The 14,491-nt window shown below is 67.8% G+C and carries 11 protein-coding genes; 4 read left to right on the top strand and 7 right to left on the bottom strand.

What is annotated here, in order from left to right; genetic code table 11:
* Nucleotides 1-75 precede the first annotated feature (75 nt).
* Complete coding sequence (gene amrB / locus VGJ96_15120; protein ID HEY3288451.1) at nucleotides 76-1,464, top strand: AmmeMemoRadiSam system protein B; 1,389 nt, start codon at nucleotides 76-78, stop codon at nucleotides 1,462-1,464.
* Between the two features lie 5 nt (nucleotides 1,465-1,469).
* Entirely contained in the window at nucleotides 1,470-2,552 is a 1,083-nt protein-coding gene (amrS, locus tag VGJ96_15115) for an AmmeMemoRadiSam system radical SAM enzyme (GenBank protein ID HEY3288450.1), read from the top strand.
* A gap of 135 nt (nucleotides 2,553-2,687) precedes the next feature.
* On the opposite strand, the gene VGJ96_15110 is transcribed toward amrS, so the two are convergent.
* Together VGJ96_15110 and extI are read right to left on the bottom strand one after the other, a co-directional pair.
* Nucleotides 2,688-3,011 carry a hypothetical protein gene (locus tag VGJ96_15110; GenBank protein HEY3288449.1) on the bottom strand — a complete coding sequence of 108 codons (324 nt, stop codon included), beginning with the start codon at nucleotides 3,009-3,011 and terminating at the stop codon, nucleotides 2,688-2,690.
* A gap of 41 nt (nucleotides 3,012-3,052) precedes the next feature.
* Nucleotides 3,053-4,384, bottom strand: coding sequence for a selenite/tellurite reduction operon porin ExtI (extI, locus tag VGJ96_15105; GenBank protein HEY3288448.1), 1,332 nt, complete (start codon nucleotides 4,382-4,384; stop codon nucleotides 3,053-3,055).
* A 539-nt stretch (nucleotides 4,385-4,923) separates the two neighbouring features.
* Here extI and VGJ96_15100 point away from each other — a divergent pair.
* Nucleotides 4,924-6,093: an acyl-CoA dehydrogenase family protein gene (locus tag VGJ96_15100; GenBank protein HEY3288447.1), complete on the top strand. Its 1,170-nt coding sequence runs from the start codon at nucleotides 4,924-4,926 to the stop codon at nucleotides 6,091-6,093.
* Nucleotides 6,094-6,341: 248 nt separating this feature from the next.
* Here VGJ96_15100 and VGJ96_15095 read toward each other — a convergent pair whose 3' ends face one another.
* The 5 genes from VGJ96_15095 to VGJ96_15075 form a co-directional block, all read right to left on the bottom strand.
* Entirely contained in the window at nucleotides 6,342-7,853 is a 1,512-nt protein-coding gene (locus VGJ96_15095; protein HEY3288446.1) for a hypothetical protein, read from the bottom strand.
* Nucleotides 7,850-8,296: a hypothetical protein gene (locus tag VGJ96_15090; GenBank protein ID HEY3288445.1), complete on the bottom strand. Its 447-nt coding sequence runs from the start codon at nucleotides 8,294-8,296 to the stop codon at nucleotides 7,850-7,852. Before VGJ96_15090 ends, VGJ96_15095 begins: the two co-directional genes overlap by 4 nt.
* 90 nt (nucleotides 8,297-8,386) lie before the next feature.
* The gene (locus VGJ96_15085; protein HEY3288444.1) at nucleotides 8,387-8,599 is read right to left on the bottom strand and encodes a hypothetical protein; all 213 of its coding nucleotides are present in this window, start codon (nucleotides 8,597-8,599) and stop codon (nucleotides 8,387-8,389) included.
* Nucleotides 8,600-8,659: 60 nt separating this feature from the next.
* Nucleotides 8,660-9,745, bottom strand: a complete 1,086-nt coding sequence (locus VGJ96_15080) for an EAL domain-containing protein (GenBank protein HEY3288443.1) — start codon at nucleotides 9,743-9,745, stop codon at nucleotides 8,660-8,662.
* A gap of 274 nt (nucleotides 9,746-10,019) precedes the next feature.
* Nucleotides 10,020-12,758: a M14 metallopeptidase family protein gene (locus tag VGJ96_15075; protein HEY3288442.1), complete on the bottom strand. Its 2,739-nt coding sequence runs from the start codon at nucleotides 12,756-12,758 to the stop codon at nucleotides 10,020-10,022.
* Nucleotides 12,759-12,961: 203 nt separating this feature from the next.
* Between VGJ96_15075 and VGJ96_15070 the strand changes: the two genes are divergently transcribed.
* Nucleotides 12,962-14,455: an aminopeptidase P N-terminal domain-containing protein gene (locus tag VGJ96_15070; protein ID HEY3288441.1), complete on the top strand. Its 1,494-nt coding sequence runs from the start codon at nucleotides 12,962-12,964 to the stop codon at nucleotides 14,453-14,455.
* The last annotated feature ends 36 nt before the right edge of the window (nucleotides 14,456-14,491 follow it).

The raw sequence follows: 14,491 nt of genomic DNA, 5'->3' as shown, positions 1-14,491 counted from the left end.
TCGGACGCCGGTGCGGCCGAAGGCTCCACCCACGGAGATCAACGCGCAACGCGCGGATCGTCGAGGTCATTCCCCATGACCACCGTTCGTCCTCCCGCCGTGGCGGGGATGTTCTACGCCGCCCGTCCCGCTTCGCTCAAGCAGGACGTTGTCGAACTGCTCGCACGGCCCGAAGGCGCCGCGCTCGAGCGAGCGCCCAAGGCGCTCATCGTGCCGCACGCGGGCTACATCTACTCGGGACCGATCGCTGCCAGCGCCTACGCCCAACTCGCGCCGCTGCGCGACCGGTATCGCCGGGTCGTGCTGCTCGGCCCCGCCCATCACGTGATGCTGCGGGGGCTCGCGCTGCCGACGAGCGACCGCTTCCGCACCCCCTTCGGTGAGGTTGCCCTCGACGTCGAGGTAATGCGACAGCTTGATGCCTCGCCGCACGTCTCGCGCAACGATGACGCGCACGAGCCCGAGCACTCGCTCGAGGTGCAGCTCCCGTTTCTGCAGCAGGTGCTCGGCGATTTCCAGCTGGTCCCGCTGGTGGTGGGCGAGGCGAGTGCGGCGCAGGTGGCGGACGTGCTGGACCTCGCCTGGGGCGGCGACGAGACACTCCTCGTGATCAGTTCCGACCTTTCGCACTACCTCCCCGATGAGGTCGCCCGCCGCGTGGATGCCGATACGGTGGCGGCGATCCTGCAACTGAACCACCATATCGGGCATCGTCAGGCCTGCGGGGCCACGCCGATCAACGGCCTGCTGCTTGCGGCGCAGCGGCACGGCCTGAAGCCGGTGGTGCTCGACGTGCGCAACTCGAGCCAGACGGCGGGTGATGCGGAGCGTGTGGTGGGGTACGCCGCGTTCGCCTTCCTGCCGGCGAGCGGTGACTCGGTGTCCGTGGATGCGGACGATGCCGCCCGCACCGGCGTGGTCGCGGAGGAGGTGAAGGGCGCCATGCTGCTGCGGCTCGCGCGCGGCGCCATCGGGGCAGCGCTTGGCCTGCGCACGCCGGCGGCGGCCGATGCGTCGTGGTTGTCGAAACCGGGTGCCACCTTCGTGACACTTACGAAGAGAGGCAAGCTGTGCGGGTGCATCGGCTCCATCGAGGCGCGTCGCCCACTGGGCGAGGACGTGCAGGAGAACGCTGTCGCCGCGGCCTTCCAGGATCCGCGCTTCCGCCCGTTGAAGCACACCGAGTTCGAGGACGTGCGCGTGGAGGTGTCGCTGCTGTCGGCGCCCGAACCGATGACGGTGGCCAGCGAGACAGAGGCGCTCTCGGCGCTGCGGCCCAACGTCGACGGCGTGCTGTGTGAATACGGGCGCCATCGCAGCGTCTATCTCCCGCAGGTGTGGGAGCAGCTCCCGAAGCCCGCCGAGTTCCTCTTTCACTTGAAGGAGAAGGCGGGCCTTCCCGGAAGATTCTGGGCGTCCGGCGTGAAACTGTCGCGATTCACGGTCGCGAAGTGGCACGAGTGAACGCGATGCTCAGTCCCGAATCGCGCCACCCGGCGCGCTGGTGGCACGCGCTGCCGGACGGTCGCGTCCAGTGCGACCTCTGTCCGCGCGAGTGCCGGCTGCACGAGGGGCAGCGCGGCCTCTGCTTTGTGCGGCAGATGGTGGACGGGACGATGGTGCTCACCACGTACGGCCGGTCGTCCGGGTTCTGCGTCGATCCCATCGAGAAGAAGCCGCTCAATCACTTCTATCCGGGAACGTCGGTCTTCTCGTTCGGCACGGCGGGGTGCAACCTGACGTGCAAGTTCTGCCAGAACTGGGACATCTCCAAGTCACGCGAGGTGGACACGCTGGTCGATCGCGCCCTGCCTGCGGAGATCGCGGCGGCCGCGCGCGAGGCCGGCTGCGCCAGCGTGGCGTTTACCTATAACGATCCGGTGATCTTCGCCGAGTATGCGATGGACGCCGCCGACGCGTGCCACGCCGCGGGACTCAAGACGGTGGCGGTGACGGCGGGGTACATCAACGACGTGCCGCGCCGCGAATTCTACGCCAAGATGGACGCGGCCAACGTCGACCTGAAGGCATTCACCGAGGACTTTTACGTCGCGCTCTCCGGCGGCCACCTGCAGCCGGTGCTCGACACGCTGCGGTATTTGACGCACGAGACCGACGTCTGGGTGGAGATCACCACGCTGGTGATCCCGGGGTGCAACGACAGCGACGACGAACTGGACGCGATGTCCCGCTGGATCGCGCGCGAGCTCGGTCCGGACGTGCCGCTGCACTTCTCGGCCTTCCATCCCGACTGGAAGATGCGCAACCTGCCGCCGACGCCGGCAGCGACCCTGACGCGAGCGCGCCACATCGCGCAGCGCGCCGGGCTGCGTTACGTCTACACGGGCAATGTGCACGACACCGAGGGCGGCGCCACGGTCTGTCCCGGGTGCGGCGTGACGCTCATCGCGCGCGATTGGTATCGCATTGACCAGTACCGGCTGACGCCCGACGGGCACTGCCCGGCATGCGGCACCGGCATCGCGGGCCGGTTTCGCCCGTTCGACGGGTCGTTCGGCCAGCGGCGCATCCCGATCGCGATGCACCGGTAGCGTCGCCGCTTGCCGCCGGCCCGAGCCGTCCGTGCGCTCGAATTGCGGCTCCTCGGGGCGGCCACCGGCATTGCGCCGATGGCCGCCCCGCTTGGTACTTCAGAAGGCGAGTCGCACCCACCCCCCATGCGATCGCTAACAGCCTTCAGTGACTCTCGCCTTCGCGAGCTTGTACGCCTTTCCGACCTTCAGCTCCTTGGCCTTGGGGGACGTGACCGTGAGGATGTTCCCGTCGACCTTCACGATCTTCGCACCACGGACGACGAGCTTCCCCTCGGCGGTGAAGGCCGATACATAGCCACCCTTTCTGGCCCACGTCGGCATAGCGCCAGTGACTGTCAGCGTCACCTGAGTGCCTTCGACGGACGTGACCGCGCCGGCTGGATCATCGGGTGCCGCATTCGCCGGCGAGAAACCGAGCGTAAGAAGCAGCATGGGAAGGAAGAGGTACTTGAGCATCGTGGAATCCCTGGTTGAGAGGTAACGGTGGTCGGGTGCACTCAGAACGCGACTTGGAACATCGCGCGCAGCGAGGTGTTCTCGGTGACGAGATCGATGGGCTGGTTGGAAGCATTGACGCGGCCGCCAATCAGGCCGGTGGGCTTGGCGAATTCGTTCTTCAGGTACTCCGTGGTGAACCGGACGTTCTGGCCGCGGATGTACCAGTTCACGCCGATCGCCTTCTGCGTGATGGTCTGTTCCTTCACGCCCGCGATCGCCGCGACGTCAAACTTCTCGTAGTAGCCGTAGGGCTGCAGTTTGCCTTCCTTCCCGAACTTCTTGGGCAGGAGGAAGGCGCCCTTCACATAGAAGCCGTCCTTCTGCCCGTTCACGCCGCCGTAGTTGGTGAGCAGGTCGCCGGGGTTGAGGTTCGTCTTGTAGACATCGTCGAAATCCACCTTGATGTAGGCGGAGGTCAGGGTGACCGTGCCGGCCGAGGTCGGGTACTCGAAGAACATGTCGGCGGTGAGGGCGTTGTAGTCCACCGTCTCCTCGTTCGACACCACGCCCGCCGACGTGACGTTCTTGTAGATGGCGTCGCTTTCGTGCCCCATTCCGACGCCGAACGTCAGCACCTTCAAGTCGCCCAGATACGATCCCTGGTAGCCCGAGCCGTCCGCCTCCGCGTCGAGCAGCGAGTAGTGGATGCGCCCGACGTAGAGCAGCGAGTTCCCCGGCGTCTGGCTCGACGTCACGGTTGCCCCGCTGAACGGGTGCGTCGTGCGGGCGAATCCCTCGCGTCCCTGGAAGGCCGCGAGCTGGTACACGGAGCGGCCACCGAAGAGCTTGCCCCACATGTTCACGCCCATGTCCCGACTCGCCTTGATCGGCGACGTTCCGTATCCCGTGAACGCCCACAGCGACCGGTCAATTCCGATCGGGTCGAAGCAGCCGTCGAGATTCCCGCGAGTCATCGGGATCTTCGTGAGTCCGAACTTGAAATTCACGTACTTGTTGTAGTTCGCGATGAAGTACGCATCGAGCAGCCTGACGCCGCTGTCGTTGAAGTCGGTATCCGCCGTGGAAATGGTATGGCCGACGATGCCGGACTTCGTGCCACTGATGGCACTGTGGGTGTTCATCACGAACCCGTAGGTGCTATCGAACATCCCGGTGAACGTGATGCGAAACCGGTGGAGCCGGAGATCGGTGCGATCGCCGAGCCGGTCATTGCCGGCGCCGAAATCCGAGTGCTCCGCGATCATCTGGCCTCGCAGTTGGATGCGCAGGCTCAGCATGTCGGTCACGATGTCGGTCTGGGCCTGGGCCGGGATCGACGCGAGGAGGCAGGCCAGGCCAGCGGCGGCCGTCCGCAGAAGGAAGCGTTTCATTGGAGCGTGTTCCGAGGGTGAGAGGGGAATCGATCGCTGCCGGGCCGGTACAGGACGGGAGAGCCGGCACCAGCCCCGGTCCGCCGCGGCGCGAGCGCAGTGTCCTCCAGCATTTGGCGGTACGGCGCGCGGCGCATTGGGAACCCAGCGAGTCGCTCGGGTGGGTGCCTCGTGCTGGCGTCCGCCGAAGCGGGGCCTCGCACGAAGGCAGGGGACGTCGGCAAAGGACCCGGGTAGCATATCCGAGGACTCGGGGCTTGCCTATCGTGCAATTCGCGCACCGCGCGTCAGGACATTGCACCGCGAAAACGGGCCGGGTCGACGAAGTAAATGTCTATTACGATACGTACTTGTAGGGGAATATTGTTCCGGCAACGCGCGGCCACCGTGGGACTTGCACGCTTCGCCCCCCGAGGATGTCAGGTGAGCCTCCGCGCCCCCGCAGGAGAACGGCTGGCCTGTCCCTCATCTCCTGTCAGCCATGTCCGTACCCATCGGAGGGTGGGGTGCGCCCGCGCTGCCCGTGTTAGGTTATGGCCATGACCAACGACTTCTCCTCCCAGCGCCCCCCGCTGACGACCCTCAGCGACGACGAGCTCGCATTCCGCGACGCCGTCGCCGAGTTCACGAACGGCGAAGTGCGCCCGCGCGTGCAGGAGATGGAGCGCGCGGCAAAGCTCGACCCGACGCTGATCCCCAAGTACTTCGAGCTCGGCCTGATGGGCATCCAGGTCCCCGAGGAGCATGGCGGCGCCGGCGGGAACCTGATGATGGTCACCATCGCCGTCGAGGAGATCAGCAAGGCCGACGCGGCGGCCGCCATCATGGTGGACGTGCAGAACACGCTCGTTCTCTACCCGATGCTCACGTACGCCAGCGAGGAGCAGAAGGCGCGATACCTGCCGCGGCTGTGCACCGACATGGTGGGCGCCTACGCGCTCTCCGAGGCGGTCTCCGGGAGCGATGCCTTCGCGCTGCAGACGCGCGCGACCGCGCAGCCGGATGGCTCCTTCGTGCTCAACGGGCGCAAGCTCTGGATCACCAACGGCGCCGAGGCGGACTTCTTCATCATCTTCGCCAACGCCGACCCGTCGAAGGGCTACAAGGGGATCACGGCGTTCATCGTCGAGCGCGGCTTCCGCGGCTTTGCGGTGGGCAAGAAGGAGGACAAGCTGGGGATTCGCGCATCGAGCACGTGCGAACTGATCCTCGACAACGTGCCGGTTCCCGCGGCCAACGTGCTGGGCCCGGTGGGGCAGGGCTACAAGATCGCCATCGAGACGCTCAACGAAGGGCGCATCGGCATCGGCGCCCAGATGATCGGCAACGCGCAGGGCGCGCTCGACGCGGCGGTGGCGTACCTCAAGGAACGCAAGCAGTTCGGCAAGGCGCTCGCCGAGTTCCAGGGGCTTCAATTCCAGGTGGCGCAGGCGGCCACCGAACTCGAGGCGGCGCGGCTGATGGTGTACAACGCCACGCGGCAGAAGGAGGCCGGGCTGGACATCGCCGTCACCGGCGCGATGGCCAAGCTGTACGCATCGCAGGTCTGCCAGCAGGTGACGTCGCTCGCGGTCGAACTGCTGGGGGGCGCCGGCTACACCAAGGATTATCCGGTGGAGAAGTTCTACCGCGACGCGAAGATCGGCGCGATCTACGAAGGGACCAGCAACATGCAGCTGCAGACTATCGCCAAGGCAGTCCTTCGATAGACCTAGGATCTGGAATTCGGAGTGGGACTCAGGATCGCGAATTCGGATAGCGATTGGCGATGGTGCGTTGCGCTGGGACGAATTGCAGTGCCGACGTCAGCTTCGCGACGCGGAATTCGAAGATGCAGCGGAAGAACGCGGATCACTCATGGCGATCACCCCAAGAACGATCCGCGTTGATCCGTTCAATCCGTGTCCATCCGTGGTAAGCAGCCACTATCGAGGCACGAAGCGGCTTCCACCCGCGTCTAGACCTCCATCACCACGCGCACGTCCGGATCGAGCTGCCCGGCGGCGCGCGAACGCGTGAGCCACGAGACGGCGAAGAAGACGAGCAGCGAGAGAACGAGCGCCAGGCCGCTGATGGTCACGCCGGCCGGCAGCGAGAACACCTTCAGGAACGCGAGCGACTCGAGCGCCAAGGTGAGCACGAGTCCCGTGGCGATGGACGCGATCGCGCCTTCGCGTGTGGCGCCCTGCCAATTGAGCCCGATGGCGAGCGACGGCACCAGCGTGGCCGCGAAGAGGCCGAAGCCGAAGATGCCAAGGAACGCGACCACCGTCCCGGGCATCTGGGCCAGGATCACGGCCGCCAGCGAGAGCGCGATGGTCCACGCGCGCCCCCAGCGCAGCTCATCGCCCACGCGCCAGCCAAGTGCGCGCGGCAGATCGTGGGTCAGCGCCGCCGCCCCGATGTTCATGAACGAGTTCACGGTGCTCATGCCGGCGGCGATCACGCCCGCAAAGACGAGCCCGGCCACGGCGTCGGGGGTGAACCCCAGCACGAAGGCCGGCGTGGCGTCATCGGCGCGCGCGAGCGGCGGCAGGGCGCCCACCGCCACCTTGGCGCGCATCACGAACCCGACGCCCACGTACAGCAGCAGCGTCAGCGCCATCGCGGCGCTCATCAGCAGCGGATACCACTTGAGCCGCCGCGGATCGCGGAGCATGTAGAACTTGTGCGCCACGTGCGGCTGGCCGAGCGCGCCGAGCCCGAAGACGAAGAAGAGCGACAGCGCCGCGAGGGGCGGCATCTTGCCCCACGGGCCGATGAACGTGGCGTCGACCGCCGTGATCGCGCGCGAGATGCCCTCCAGCCCGCCGCCGGCGCGCAGCACATAGTAGAAGACCGTCACCGACGCCGCCGTCTTCACCAGTCCTTCAAAGAGATCGGTGTACACGCCGGCGAGAATGCCGCCGGTCGCCGTGTACGACAGCGTGATCAGCATGGCCAGCCAGATGCCGAGCGACAGCCCCGTGCCGAACATCGCATCGACGACGAGACCGAGCGCCAGGAAGTTGGTGGCCATGTAGCCGATGACCGCCACGAGGATGGCGATCGCGCTGAGCCCTTGGGCCGCGGGTGAGCGGTATCGCGCGCCGATGGCGTCGGGAACGGTGATCAGTCCCCGCGCTTCGCCGAGCAGGCGCATGCGCCGTGCCAGCACCCATGCCCCCATCGTGTTCGTGATGGACGCCGACAGGATGATGAAGACCGCACCGGTGCCCGCCGAGTAGACGAGCCCCGGTCCGCCAATGAACGCGAAGCCCGACAGCGTACTGGCCATCGCCGCAACGGCGAGGGTCACGATGCCGATGCCCTGCCCCGCCACGAAGAAGTCGCGCGCGCTGCGCGTGTGGCGCGTCGCCCATACGCCGATGATCGCGACGACGAGGAAATACAGCACCGCGACACCGATGATCTCCGGCCGGCGGAGCGCCGCCGGCGTCCCGGCCTGCACCGCGAACCAGCCGGTCACGGCGTGCGCTCCGGCGCGGCCCGCCGCACCCGTTCGATGTCGGCTTCATTCAGCGTGTCGGAGTCGAACGACGCCGCATAGGCCAGCGGGAGGAACAGCATCGGCACTACGCCCACGCCGTAGAGCACGATGGCCGTGCGCAGCGGCAGGCCGAGCACCAGGGTGGCCGACGCGCCCTCGGCGGGAGGCAGCAGGAGCACCACCGCGAAGGCGCCGCCCACGACGAGAAAGGTCAGCACGCACGCGAGCAGGGCGATGGGCCGCAGCCGTCCCGTGCGCATCGCGCCCAGGGCCATCGTGGACGACAGCGCTCCCGCGCTGCCCAGCGCGAGGCCCCACGCCGCCAGAGGCGGCGCGCCGCCCGGCAGGAACGCCAAGCCGTATGCGCCGGCGATGGCGGCGCACGACAGGAGGAGCGAGGCGAGTGGGAGGCGGGCGGTCATGGCGCGTCGGCAAGGTGGCGCCCCGCGCCGCGTCGATCAAGGGCGGCGCCCGGGGCGGCGCCCGCGATCTGCCGCACGACGGCGCCCGCCCTATGCCGGCGGCGGCACCAGGTCGTCGTGCGGCCGGAAGACGCGCTTCACCAGCCAGACCACCAGCGCGATGGGGAGCACGACGAAGAGCAGCAGCTTGCCGACGACCACGACCGTGAGGCCAATGGCGATGAGCCCGAGCACCGGAATGCCGAGGACTGCCACGCCAAGCAGCGGACGCAGCGCGAACAGGCGAGCGAGCAGGGCAAACATCGCGGCACTCCGATTGGGGTCGATTACCCTACGCCCGGCGGACGGCGGGGTTTCGGATGCTCAGGTCTGGCCGAAGATCGGTTCGCTGGGTCGGCCCGTCGCATAGCCCTGCACGTAGGCGGCGCCATGCGCCTGCGCCCACTCCAGCTCGCCAGGGGACTCGACCCCTTCGGCGATGGTCGCGATGCCGAGTTCGGTGGCGATCTCGATCGTCTTGCGCGCGATGAGCGCCTTGTACGGATCGCGGTCCACGCCACGCACGAGGTCCATGTCGAGCTTGATGAACTCGGGGCGCAGCTGGTGCAGGCGGTTCAGCGAGGAGTAGCCCGCCCCCACGTCATCGAGCGCCACGCGGAAGCCGGCATCACGGTAGGTCGCGAGCAGTCCGCGCAGGTGCACGATGTCCGGCGCGTGCTCGCTCTCCACCACCTCGAAGACGACGCGTTCGTGCGGCAGCTGCAGCCGGTCGATCTGCGCCACGGTGTGCGCGAGGGCGGCCAGCGGATCGTCGATGGCGCTGGGGGTGAGGTTCAGGAAGAGCGATTCCGGGTGCCCGGCCCGCGTCATCGTGTCGATGGCCGAGTCGCGCGCGGCGAGGTCGAGCTCGGCGAGCATGCCGCAGCCGCGCGCCACCTCGAAGAGGTACTGCGCATGCACCACGCCGCCGTCGCGTTCGGCCCCGCGCAGCAGCGCCTCGCGCGCGTACACCTGCTCGGGGGCGTCGGCGTGCACGATCGGCTGCAGCACGCTCGTGTAGCGCCGGGTGTCGAGCAGTTCCCGCAGCCAGGTGCTCTGGCTGACGAGCGCGAACTGCGAATACGACTTGACGGTCGGGAAGTCGCCGATGGAGAGCGCGCCGCCGGCGGGCTTGTACAGCACGCGCGTCTCGTCGGCCTCGCCGTGCGTGAGCAGGCGTCGCAGGGGCCCGACGATGTCGCGGAGCACGGACCACTCGACGTCCAGGACGAGGGCATCGCCAGCCGCCGACTCGAAGTCGAGCGTGTGCTGGCGGAGCAGCGCCACCACCTTTGCCATCGCCTGCTCGGTGGGAAACCAGAGATAGAGGCGGCCAAGCGGCGCCATGGTCTCCCCGACCGAGTTTCGACGGGCGGAGCGGTGGGTGATGAGCGTCTCGCGCTGTGTCACGCTTCGGCGATCTGAACGATGAACGAAGGGGGCGACGGAACGACATGGCGCCGGCGTCGGCGCGACTACGACTTGAAGTTGCCACGGGGACCTACACGCGGCAACACGGAGATGACACTTGTGTGCGGCCGCCATCGCACGTGAGGCTTCCGTCGCAGGGCCGACAGAACGGCCGATGGGCGACGGACTCGCATGTGCCGCGAGCCGATCGCCCATCGTGATCCGGGTTCGTGATCCGAGATCCCGTTCCGGATTCCCGACCCTCAATCCGCCATCACTGCACCGGCGGCTTCACCGCGTACAGCGAGTTGAAGAACAGCCGGAACGTCCCGTGCGGCTGCGCGCGGAACAGGATTTCCGGGCCGAACAGGTAGAGCGTTCCCGTTCCCACGGATGCCTCGGCGATCGCCGTGCCGCCATCGAGGTACTTCTCGCCCCATGCCCAGCCGGAGACCAGCGGCGACGTCTCATACCACGCGATGCGCTTCACGCCCTTGGACGCGGCGTCGGCGCCGAGCTTGAACACCGGCGAGTTGTCGAAGAAGACATCGGCCCGCGCCGCCATGCCCTTGCTCACCATCGCCGTCGTGTCGAACGACGCCTTCAGGATCGAGCCCGGTACGTAGAACTTCTCCGCCGGCAGCGGCTTGCCGCCTTCGGTCAGGTAGTTCTCCACCGGCAGGCCAAGGTGCTGGGCCAGCGACGACGACGAACCGATCGTCACGATGCGGCCGCCGGCTTCCATGAAGGCCTTGAGCTGCGGCACCGTCTTGTCCACCGTCACGCTCCCCGTGGTCTTGCGCCACTCCGGCGGCAGCGAGTTGGTGTCGGGTCCCAGGCCGCCGAAGCCACCGCGCCGTCCGCCGCCCGCCGCGGCCGGGATCGAGCCGTCGGGGAAGACGATCACGTCGTACTTGGCGCGCAGGTTGCCCGCGTCGAGCTCCTGCGGATAGATGTCGGTGTACGGCATCCCGAACTGTTCGAGCAGCCAGCGCGTGTGGCCCGATGGCATCTGGCCACCGTAGCGGTCGAAGAGCGCGACGCGCGGTGCCGTGACCTTCTGCGCACCGGCGGGACGCTTGCCTTCCGCGAACGTGACGCCCAGTTCCTTGGCCGCCTTCTCGGCGATGGGGCGGCTCTTGCCGTTCGACGCGACATAGAAGTTGCCGTCGAAGCCGCGGTACACGTCCACGCCGCCCTTCAGCAGGCGCGCGACCGCCGCGAAGGCATCGTTCTGCACGGGCGAGAGCTTCCAGGTGCCGCTCTTGGCCACCACGCCCGCCGGCGCCGTCACGAGGTTGGCGGGCTCGACCCGTTCGCACGGGCAGTCGAAGCCGTCGAGCACGCGGTCGTACTGCACGCCCATCAGCATCGCCAGCGTCCAGCCGGCGTTGTCGTACGGCGGCGTCGGCGGCGCGCCCGGATACCGGAAATCGTTCGGATGGTCCTGCGGGTCGAACATGTCGATCACCATGGACCGATAGGCCTGGTTGGTCTTCACGACGATCGAACCCGCCGGATACGACTTGCCCGCCACCGCGAACGGCGCCGTGGCGCGATGCACGATGACGGCATTCTGCTGCAGCTTCTCGATGAACTTGAGCGCGGTCGGGAAATCGGCCTGGTTGGCGGGCACGATGTAGCCGCGCGGATCACGCAGTTCCGGCGCGCGCAGCAGGGCCGCGAACTTGGGGTCCGCGACGCCGCTGCCGAGTCCGCCGCGGTTGGGAATGGCGGGCGCGTTCACGTCGGTGCCGCGCGGAGAGGCGGCGGCGATGGCGTCCTTCATCGCCTGCAGCCGCTTGGGCCACACCGTCCACGAATCCTGGCTGCCGGCGGCGATCATCTCGGCGCCCATCTGCCACTGGCGGAACAGCAGCGTCTCGCGGTAGCGCTGCGCGAAATCGAGCACCGCGCGGTTGGCCGTCACCGAGTAGTCGATGGACTGACGGAAGTGCCATTCCTGCGGCGTGATCGGCAGCGGGAGGTCGGCGCTGCGCAGCAGCTTGTCGGGGACAAACGGGATGCGCATCGGCGTCGGATTGCCGATCGTCTCCGTGAGCAGGCCGATGATGTTGTGGAAGTAGGCGCCGGTGCGCAGGCCGCCGTTCCACCACGTCGAGTAGAGCGTCGACGCGCGCATCGTGACGCCCGGCTTGTCCTCCGCCACGAAGCGTGCGTGCATCGCCGAACCGACCTGGTCGAGCCCGGTCATGATCAGCGAGTGCAGGTTGTAGTTCATCGGGTCGCGGAAGGGCGGCGCGAACATCACCGTGCCGGCCGGACCGGTCTGGTGATGGTTGTACATGATCTGCGGGTACCATTCCTGGTACAGCACGCGGTTCATGTTGATCGTCTCGGGCTGGTTGTTCGCGTAGAAATCGCGGTTGTTGTCATGCCCGATGTACTTCTGGTAGAGGCGCGGGATCTGCATGTTGCGCTTCTTCGGGTCGCTCTCGCGCATGTACCAGTCGGCGACCAGTTGCATGCCGTCCGGATTGGCCTGGACGAAGACGAGGATGACGTCGTTCAGGATCCGCAGCGTCTCGTCGTCATTCTGCGACACGAACTGCCAGTTGGTCTCGATGAGCTGGTTGGCGCCGAGCACCTCGGTGGCGTGCAGGCCGCCGTCAATCCAGATGACCGCCTTGCCTTCCTTGGCGAGGGCCCTGGCCTGCGCCTCGGTCACGCCTTCGGCGTGGCTGAGCTTCTCGGCAATCTGCCGGTACTTGTCCCGGTTCTTGATGTTCTCCGGAGACGACACGATGGCCATGAGCTGCGGACGTCCCTCGGCCGTCAGGCCGATGGTGTCGAGGATCATCCGGTCGGATTCCTTGGCCAGCGTTTCCCAGTACTTGGCGAACTGGGTGTAGTTGGGCAGCCAGTAGTCTTCGCCAATTTCGTGGCCGAAGAACTGCTTGGGCGTCGTCAGCCGGCCCTGGGCGACGGCGGCGATCGGGAGCGCGGCGACCAGCAGCAAGGCGGTCAGCGCGCGGCGGACGGAGAGTCGCATGATCGTGGGGGAATCAGTGAACGAGGCGCGGCGATAGGCCGCAGTGACACCGATGCATCCGTAACGTGTGGCCGGGGCGTCGCGTTGAGCGGCACCCTTGGGGGGCGGACCCGACTAGCTTAGCCCGCGCCACCCGTCCCTGCCATCTCCCCGGGCGTCTGGCGAAGCCGCATCATTGAGGTCTCCACATTCCCGGTGGGTCCATGATTCTCGTCCGTTCGCTCCTCGGCCTCGCCTGCGGCGCCTCCCTCCTCGGCGCGCAGATCCCGCAGACCGAGTATCAGGCGCGCCGCAGCGCGCTCACCGCGGCGCTGCCCGGCGATGGCGTCCTGCTCGTGCTGGGCGCTCCCGAGCCGATGGAGAACTACCAGAACTTCTGGCAGTCGCAGAACTTCCGGTACCTCACGGGCTTTCTCGAGCCCAACGCGGCGCTCGTGGTCGTGAAGCAGGGCGGCGCGAGCCAAAGCATCCTCTTCGTCCCGCCCAGGGATCCGGCACAGGAAGTCTGGACGGGGGAGCGGCTGGGCGTGGCGGGCGCCAAGGCGCAGCTGAAGCTGGACGGCCGCGACGCGGGTACGCTGCGTCACGTGCTCGACTCGTTGCTCAGCGGCGGCGGCGCCCTCTTTGCGGTTGGCGACTTTTCGCGGAGCAGCGGCGCTGACGTTCCCGGCGACGCCGCGCCACGAACCGCCCACGACCAGTTCCTCGATGCCCTCAAGGGGCGTCATCGCGGCGTGAAGGTGACCGACGTCAACGCGCTCGTGATGCGGCAGCGCGGCCAGAAGAGTGCGGCGGAGCTGACCCTCATCCGTGACGCGGCCGCGGTGAGCGCCGCCGCGCACCGCGAGGCGATGCGCGCCATCGAACCCGGGATGAACGAGTTCGAGATCCAGGCGATCGCCGAATACACCTTCCGCCGCAATGGCGGCGACGGGCCGTCATACGGCTCCATCGTCGGCTCGGGGCCCAACTCCGCCGTGCTGCACTACAATCGCGACGATCGGTTCATGCGTGACGGCGAAGTCGTGACGATGGACATGGCGGCGTACTACGGCGGCTATTCGGCGGACATCACGCGCACCGTGCCGGTCAACGGGAAGTTCAGCCCCGCGCAGCGCGAGGTGTACGGCGTTGTGCTGGCCGCGCAGATGGCGGCGGAGCGTCAGCTCCGTCCCGGGGTGGCCTTCGGCGTCGTGAACGACGCCGCGCTCGGCGAGATCAAGCGGGGCCTCGCGCGCCTTGGGCTGATCGAATCGCCCGACGCCACTTATGCCTGCGGCCGGGCGTCCCGCGACAGCCAGTGCCCGCAGTACCGGCTGTTCTACATGCACGGCCTGGGGCACCCGATTGGCCTCGACGTGCACGACGTGGATGCCTACACGCAGGGCGTGCTCGCCGAGGGAAGTGTCTTCACGCTGGAGCCGGGGCTGTACGTGCGGGCGAACACCGTGGAGATCATCCCCGACGTCCCCGCCAATGCGGCGCTGCGCGCCCGGCTCGCCGCGCTGGTCGCACGCTACGCGAACATCGGCGTGCGCATCGAGGACGATTACGTCGTGACCGCCAGCGGGTTCGACCGCATCACCGCCGCGGTGCCGCGCGAGATCGACGCGGTGGAGCGGGAGATGGCGCTCCCTACCGGCCCGTCGCCCCGCGACGCCGCGCGCGTCGAGGCCTACCGGAAGCTCAAGCCGTAGCGTCTCCCGCCCGTGGAACAGGCCCCGCACGACGCG

The sequence above is a fragment of the Gemmatimonadaceae bacterium genome (genome assembly GCA_036504815.1).
Lineage (GTDB): Bacteria > Gemmatimonadota > Gemmatimonadetes > Gemmatimonadales > Gemmatimonadaceae > PNKL01.
This window is presented reverse-complemented; position numbering and strand designations above follow the sequence as displayed.